The organism is uncultured Campylobacter sp. (genome assembly GCF_938031315.1).
Taxonomy (GTDB): domain Bacteria; phylum Campylobacterota; class Campylobacteria; order Campylobacterales; family Campylobacteraceae; genus Campylobacter_B.
In genome coordinates this window covers 1-5,661 of record NZ_CALHHT010000370.1, presented here as the reverse complement: position 1 = coordinate 5,661, position 5,661 = coordinate 1, and the positions used below count along the sequence as shown (strand labels likewise).

Sequence of the window (5,661 nt, the reverse complement as noted above, 5' to 3'; positions counted from 1 at the left end):
TCGAACGGCAACTCTCTAAGTTTAAACATCTTTCTCTCCTTGAAATGAATTTTGAAGCGATTATAGCCTAAAATTTCTAAACGAATAATAAAATTTATTATTTAGGATTAATTTTAAGACGAATTTCAATCTAAGCCATCGCAATCGCACTTTAAATTTAAAATTTAAGCGGTTTATTAACGCCAAAGCTTTCTTTTATCCTCATCGGAGCGCTTTTTGTGTGCGACCGGGCGTACGAGTTTAAGCGCGCTGCTAGTGCGCACGAGCGGCTACTTACCGTCATCTGCGCGGTTGGGAGCTTTTTATATTTATGCTTGCTTTTAAATACATAGCGCGGCGCTCGCATACGCCCTATACGTAGGATCGGCACGATCGGCGCCGTGATGCTGGACATATTCGTTCGCTGCGAGAAAATTTCTGCGCGCAAAGCACCTACTATTTCTCATAATTTCAAGCGCCACGATGCTGAAATTAATTTAGAATTTTGGCGAATTTAGCTAAGCTTAGCGCTAAATTTAACGCAAAGGAAAACCATGAAAATCATCGAAGGCTCGCTTGCTCTTAAGGGCAGCGAAAAGATCCTAATCATCAACGCCCGCTTCAACCACATCATCACCGATCGCCTAGTCGAGGGGGCGCACGATGCGTTTTTGCGCCACGGCGGCAAGGAGGAAAATTTAAGCCTGATGCTGGTGCCTGGCGCTTTTGAGATCCCGCTCGCGCTTGAAAAGGCGTTAAGCTCCAAGCTCTACGACGCCGTCGTCTGCCTAGGCGCGGTGATCCGCGGCTCTACTCCGCATTTTGACTACGTAAGCGCCGAGGTAAGCAAGGGTATCGCAAACACCATGCTAAAATACGGCGCGCCCGTGACTTTCGGCGTACTGACTACCGATAATATCGAGCAAGCGATCGAGCGTGCAGGCTCAAAGGCCGGTAACAAGGGCTTTGAGGCGATGAGTGGCGCGATCGAGCTTCTAAGCCTATTTCGCAACATAAAGGCGTAAAATGGCCACCAGACACCAAGCCAGGCTCGCTGCGATCTCGCTGCTCTACTCCCGCGACATGAACGGCGGCGGCGAGGACTTTGCGGACGAGTATCTTGAAGAAAAGCGCATTCGCAACGAGCAGCGCAACTGGACGCTGGCGCTTCTGCGCGGCGCTAGCGAAAATCTCGCCGCGGTCGATGCGCTGATAGATGAAAATTTAAAGGAATTTAAGCTCGCCGAAATTTCGGCTCTGGAGCGCGCGATACTTCGGCTCGGGGCGTATGAGTTGCGCTTTACGGACACGGACGCGGGCATCGTCATCAACGAAGCGATCAACTCCGCCAAGGAGCTTGGCATCTCGTCTAAATTTATTAACGGCGTGCTGGACGCGCTAAAAGATAGCCCCGTAAACATCGCGGCGGATAAAATTTCCAAGCCGACTGCGACGGAAAGCGAAAATCTCGAGACAACCACAGAGGCAGCCAAAAATTTTAAGCCTGCTGCGGCAAAAAACTCCGCTGTTTCAGACAGCAACGTTGCGGCGAAAAATTTCATCCCCACAGGCGCGGACGGCGATACGAAAAATTTTACGAGAGCAAAGAGGGGCGGCGCGCCGAAAAATTCTACGGCGAGTAGAAGCAGACCGTCTAAAAAGCCCGCTAATTCGAAAACTCGCAGCGCGTCCGCAAAAAAATCCGAATCCGCCGCAAGCAAAAAATTTAAAACGGAGAGAAATTTTAAGGCCGGAGATAAATTTAAGACGGAGAAAACGGGCAAAAATTTCAAAACGGGCGAGCGAGGTAAAACTTTTAAGGCAGGCGAACGAGGCAAAGACGCCGCGCCGAAAAAAGAGGGCGCGGATAGAAATTTCAGAGTCGGCAAAAACGCGGTATCTAAAAAGAGCGCTGCTGGTAAAAATACTGCGCCCAAAAGTAACGCGGAGCGCAAAATCTCTACCGCGCCGAAAAAATCTGCGGGCGGCAGAGGCGCCGTCTCAAAAAGACCTGCGAGCAGCAAAGGCGCGGTACGCGGCAAGGATAAACGGTGAAGCTCTGCGTCGCGCTTGATCTGGGCTCGAAGCAGCAGTGTTTACAGCTGGCGGAGCAGCTTGCGGACTTTTCGGATAAAATTTGGCTCAAAGTTGGGCTGCGAACTTATTTGCGTGACGGAGCGGGCTTTGTGGGGGGGCTAAAAAAGCTCGGGGATTTTAAAATTTTTCTCGATCTAAAGCTCTACGACATCCCAAACACGATGGCCGATGCCGCCGAGGAGATCGCTAAAATCGGCGTTGATATGATAAACGTGCACGCAAGCAGCGGCAAGCGCGCAATGGGCGCGGTGATGGAGCGACTGGACAAGCTCGGTTCGCGCCCGCTGGTGCTTGCGGTCTCTGCGCTAACGAGCTTTGATCAGGCTGAATTTAGCGCAGTTTACGAGCAAAATTTAAACGACGCGGTGCGCAAATTTAGCGTGGCGAGCTACGAAGCCGGGCTTGACGGCATGGTCTGCTCGGCGTTCGAGAGCCGCCTGATAAAGGACGCTACGAGCGAAAATTTTATCACGCTCTGCCCAGGCGTACGGCCGTTTGGCGAGAGCGCAGCAGATCAAAAGCGAGTGGCAGACCTGGGCGCCGCGCGCGAAGCGAGGGCGGATTTTATCGTAGTCGGTCGCCCGATATATCAAAGCGCCGATCCGTGCGAAATTTGCGAGCGAATTTTAGATCAAATTTAGCGCCAAAGCTTGCGTAAAATTTGGTGAAAATCATTTTAAGCGTGGTTTTCGCGCGAAAGAAATTTTAATTAAAATGCGCACAAAGGCAGCTAGGATGACGTCGAAGCGCCGTCGTCATCTTTTTACAAAATCCGTTGGTAATTGAAACTGATAGATATTTCCTCCCTCCCAGCATTTTTCTGGGTAGAATTTCATCCCGTTGGGAATTGAAACAGCTTGCGTTGGAACGACGTAAATTTAAAAACTAGAGTAGAATTCCATCCCGTTGGGAATTGAAACAAACTATCTGCGAACGCTAGGGTCTGAAACGCTAGGTAGAATTCCATCCCGTTGGGAATTGAAACTGCCGTATCGGATTTTGATAGAAAGGATATTGATTCAAAGATTGAAAAAACTTTGAATTTTTATAAGGGTTCATATATCTCGGTTAACGGCGAAAAGCAAATTTCTTTATTTGATTTTTCGACTGCTGCCAATATTCAGCCTACTAGGTATCACGCCGAGCTTTATAATCGGATTTCAACGATGAGGGTTTTTGCTAAAGAGCTTGGTTTCGATGCTCCTATTTTTCTTACTTTGACGGCTCCGTCTTATTTAAAGCCTCTTAAACAGGTCAAGTTGGGTAAATCAAAGAATTTTAAGCTTGTTGATAATCCTAAATTTAGCGGCGAGGCGGATTATGTTTCTAAGGCTAGAGATTTTATTTCCGATTCTTGGCGTAAATTTCTACGCCAGCAGATATTTAAGGACATAAAAGCCGAATTTAAGCAAAATATCGTCTATTTGCGCGTTTTTGAGCCACATTTGGACGGTTGCCCTCATTGTCATATTGTGGCTTTTATTCCGTCTAAATTTAAGGACAGATTCGTTAAGCTCGCTCAAAGCTATTTTTCTACTCGAACGGATGTTAAAAGCGAATTTGACGATGACGCGGGCGGCGTTGTTTCATATCTTTTAAAATATGTTCTTAAAACGTTTAAGAATGGTAAGAATGGCGAGTTAAACGACGTCGCGTATTGGTATATTCTTTACGGCGTTAGGCGCTTTACTACTTCTCGCACGATTATTCCTATGTATCTTTATCGCAAAATTCGGCAATATAAAGAATTTAGAGATTTAAAATATGTTACGAATCTTTTTCGCGACGGCTTTATAAGCTGTGATTTGATTGCCGATAATAAAAAATTCGTTAGTGGCGAAAAGCTTAAGGCATCTGATTATATTGTCGCTTCGATTATTGTTTCAGTTGATGGTTTTGATTATCTTGAACATAAAATTGCTTATAAGCGTAATGATAATGTCAAGATTCATTTCTATTCATCAGATGGTAAAATTCAATCTCACGAGCTTAAATTTGTCCAATCTGCCTATAATAGTGGCAAAAATCCTATAATTTATAAACCTAGCAAGATATTCCGCACTGCTTGGAAAGATATGAGCGATGAAAGGCTTAAACTTTACTGGCGCGATAATTGCAAAGAAATGACCGATGATATTCTAAGCGTCCAAGATTATGCCATGCTTGAGAATGAGATGATTGAGCGCGGGTTTCTGCAGAGGTATAAAAATCATATCAGATATTTTACGCAGCACGCTTTAGAAGATATTAGAGAGTTGGAATTCAAATATTCCAATAATGGCGTTATGTCGTATCCGTTTTAGGAAAAATTTTTAAAATTTATTTGAAAGGATGAGAGATGTCTATAAGATATCAATGTGATGTATGCGATAAGCTTGATGATGGATATCCAATGGATATTTACGAAGTATCTAAGGAAGTCCAGGACTATACTGGGTTTTTTTATGAGCATATTTGTAAAGAGTGTTTAAAGGTTCTGACTGAAGACGATGGAGGAAAAAAAATATTTATAGTTAGGAATGGCAAGATCTTATTAAAAAGTGATAAAAGGCTTAAGTGATATGAAATTTAGTTATTACGCCGATCTTTATCTCAAATTTGGCAAGAAAGAGTGGAAAAATTCGACTTTTGTTAAAAACGCGGGTATTGTGGCAAATCGCTTGCGCTTTTTCGAAAATATGGAAATTTTTGACATAAAGCCGTCTGTAATTCGTGTATGGCTTGACGGCATATCCGATGTTTGCAACAAGAGCAAAAAACACTATCTTTCGGCTCTAAGTCAGATTATCAAGATTGCTATAGAGGACGAGGAAATTTCTAAAAATCCTCTGGTGCATATTAAAAAAATGCAGCATATAACTCCTCGTATTGAGCCTTTCACGAATGAGGAAGTATTGAAAATCCTGGAGACTTCCAAAAAATACAATGAAAATTTTAGGATTTTTCTAAAGGTCGGTTTCTTTACGGGGCTTCGCACGGGCGAAATTTTAGCTTTGAAAATTTCCGATATAGACCTGCAAAATCGTATTATTTCGGTAAATTCTACTCGTTCAAGGTTCGGCGAAAGCACCCCCAAAACCTATTTAAGCATTCGTAAAGTGCCTATTTTAAATGCTCTTTACGATCCTTTGAAAGAATTTATTCGTTATTCTTTAATGAATAAATATTTGTTGGAGACCCAATATCATAAGCCTTATAAAGATACTAGTGTTTTTACTTATGATTATTGGAAGCCCATTTTAATGGAGCTAAATTTGAAGTATCGTCGCCTTTACAATATGCGTCATACTTATGCTACAAATATGCTTTACCAAAATTTCGTTTCACCTGTTGAGCTTGCAAAGCTTCTAGGGCATTCCACTCCAAAAATGGTTTATGACGTTTACGTTAATTACCTTAATTCTAACTTAAAAGATTTCGATCGAAACATTAAAATTTATTGAATTTTCGTTATTTTCCACGTCGTGGATATGGTTAGGGTCGCTAGACTTTCTAAAAAAGTGCTTAAAATATCGCTAAAATGGGGTTTCTGGCGGACAGAGAGGGATTTGAACCCTCGAGCCCCGGTTAGAAGCTGCACCCTTA

At 43.5% G+C, this 5,661-nt stretch carries 5 protein-coding genes and 1 pseudogene; all 6 read left to right on the top strand.

Features of this window, described 5'->3' with window-relative positions:
- Positions 1-533: 533 nt before the first annotated feature.
- The 6 genes and pseudogenes from ribH (at position 534) to Q0236_RS09000 (ending at position 5,519) form a co-directional block, all read left to right on the top strand.
- The gene (gene ribH, locus Q0236_RS09025) at positions 534-1,004 is read left to right on the top strand and encodes a 6,7-dimethyl-8-ribityllumazine synthase (RefSeq protein ID WP_295152917.1); all 471 of its coding nucleotides are present in this window, start codon (positions 534-536) and stop codon (positions 1,002-1,004) included.
- Position 1,005: 1 nt separating this feature from the next.
- Positions 1,006-1,380, top strand: a pseudogene (gene nusB, locus Q0236_RS09020) (transcription antitermination factor NusB); the annotation flags it as partial.
- Between the two features lie 650 nt (positions 1,381-2,030).
- Entirely contained in the window at positions 2,031-2,717 is a 687-nt protein-coding gene (gene pyrF / locus Q0236_RS09015) for an orotidine-5'-phosphate decarboxylase (RefSeq protein WP_367274746.1), read from the top strand.
- Positions 2,718-3,047: 330 nt separating this feature from the next.
- Complete coding sequence (locus Q0236_RS09010) at positions 3,048-4,379, top strand: replication endonuclease (protein WP_297917033.1); 1,332 nt, start codon at positions 3,048-3,050, stop codon at positions 4,377-4,379.
- 35 nt (positions 4,380-4,414) lie between these two features.
- The gene (locus Q0236_RS09005) at positions 4,415-4,636 is read left to right on the top strand and encodes a hypothetical protein (protein WP_297917031.1); all 222 of its coding nucleotides are present in this window, start codon (positions 4,415-4,417) and stop codon (positions 4,634-4,636) included.
- Position 4,637: 1 nt separating this feature from the next.
- Positions 4,638-5,519, top strand: a complete 882-nt coding sequence (locus Q0236_RS09000) for a site-specific integrase (protein ID WP_297917030.1) — start codon at positions 4,638-4,640, stop codon at positions 5,517-5,519.
- Positions 5,520-5,661: the final 142 nt, after the last annotated feature.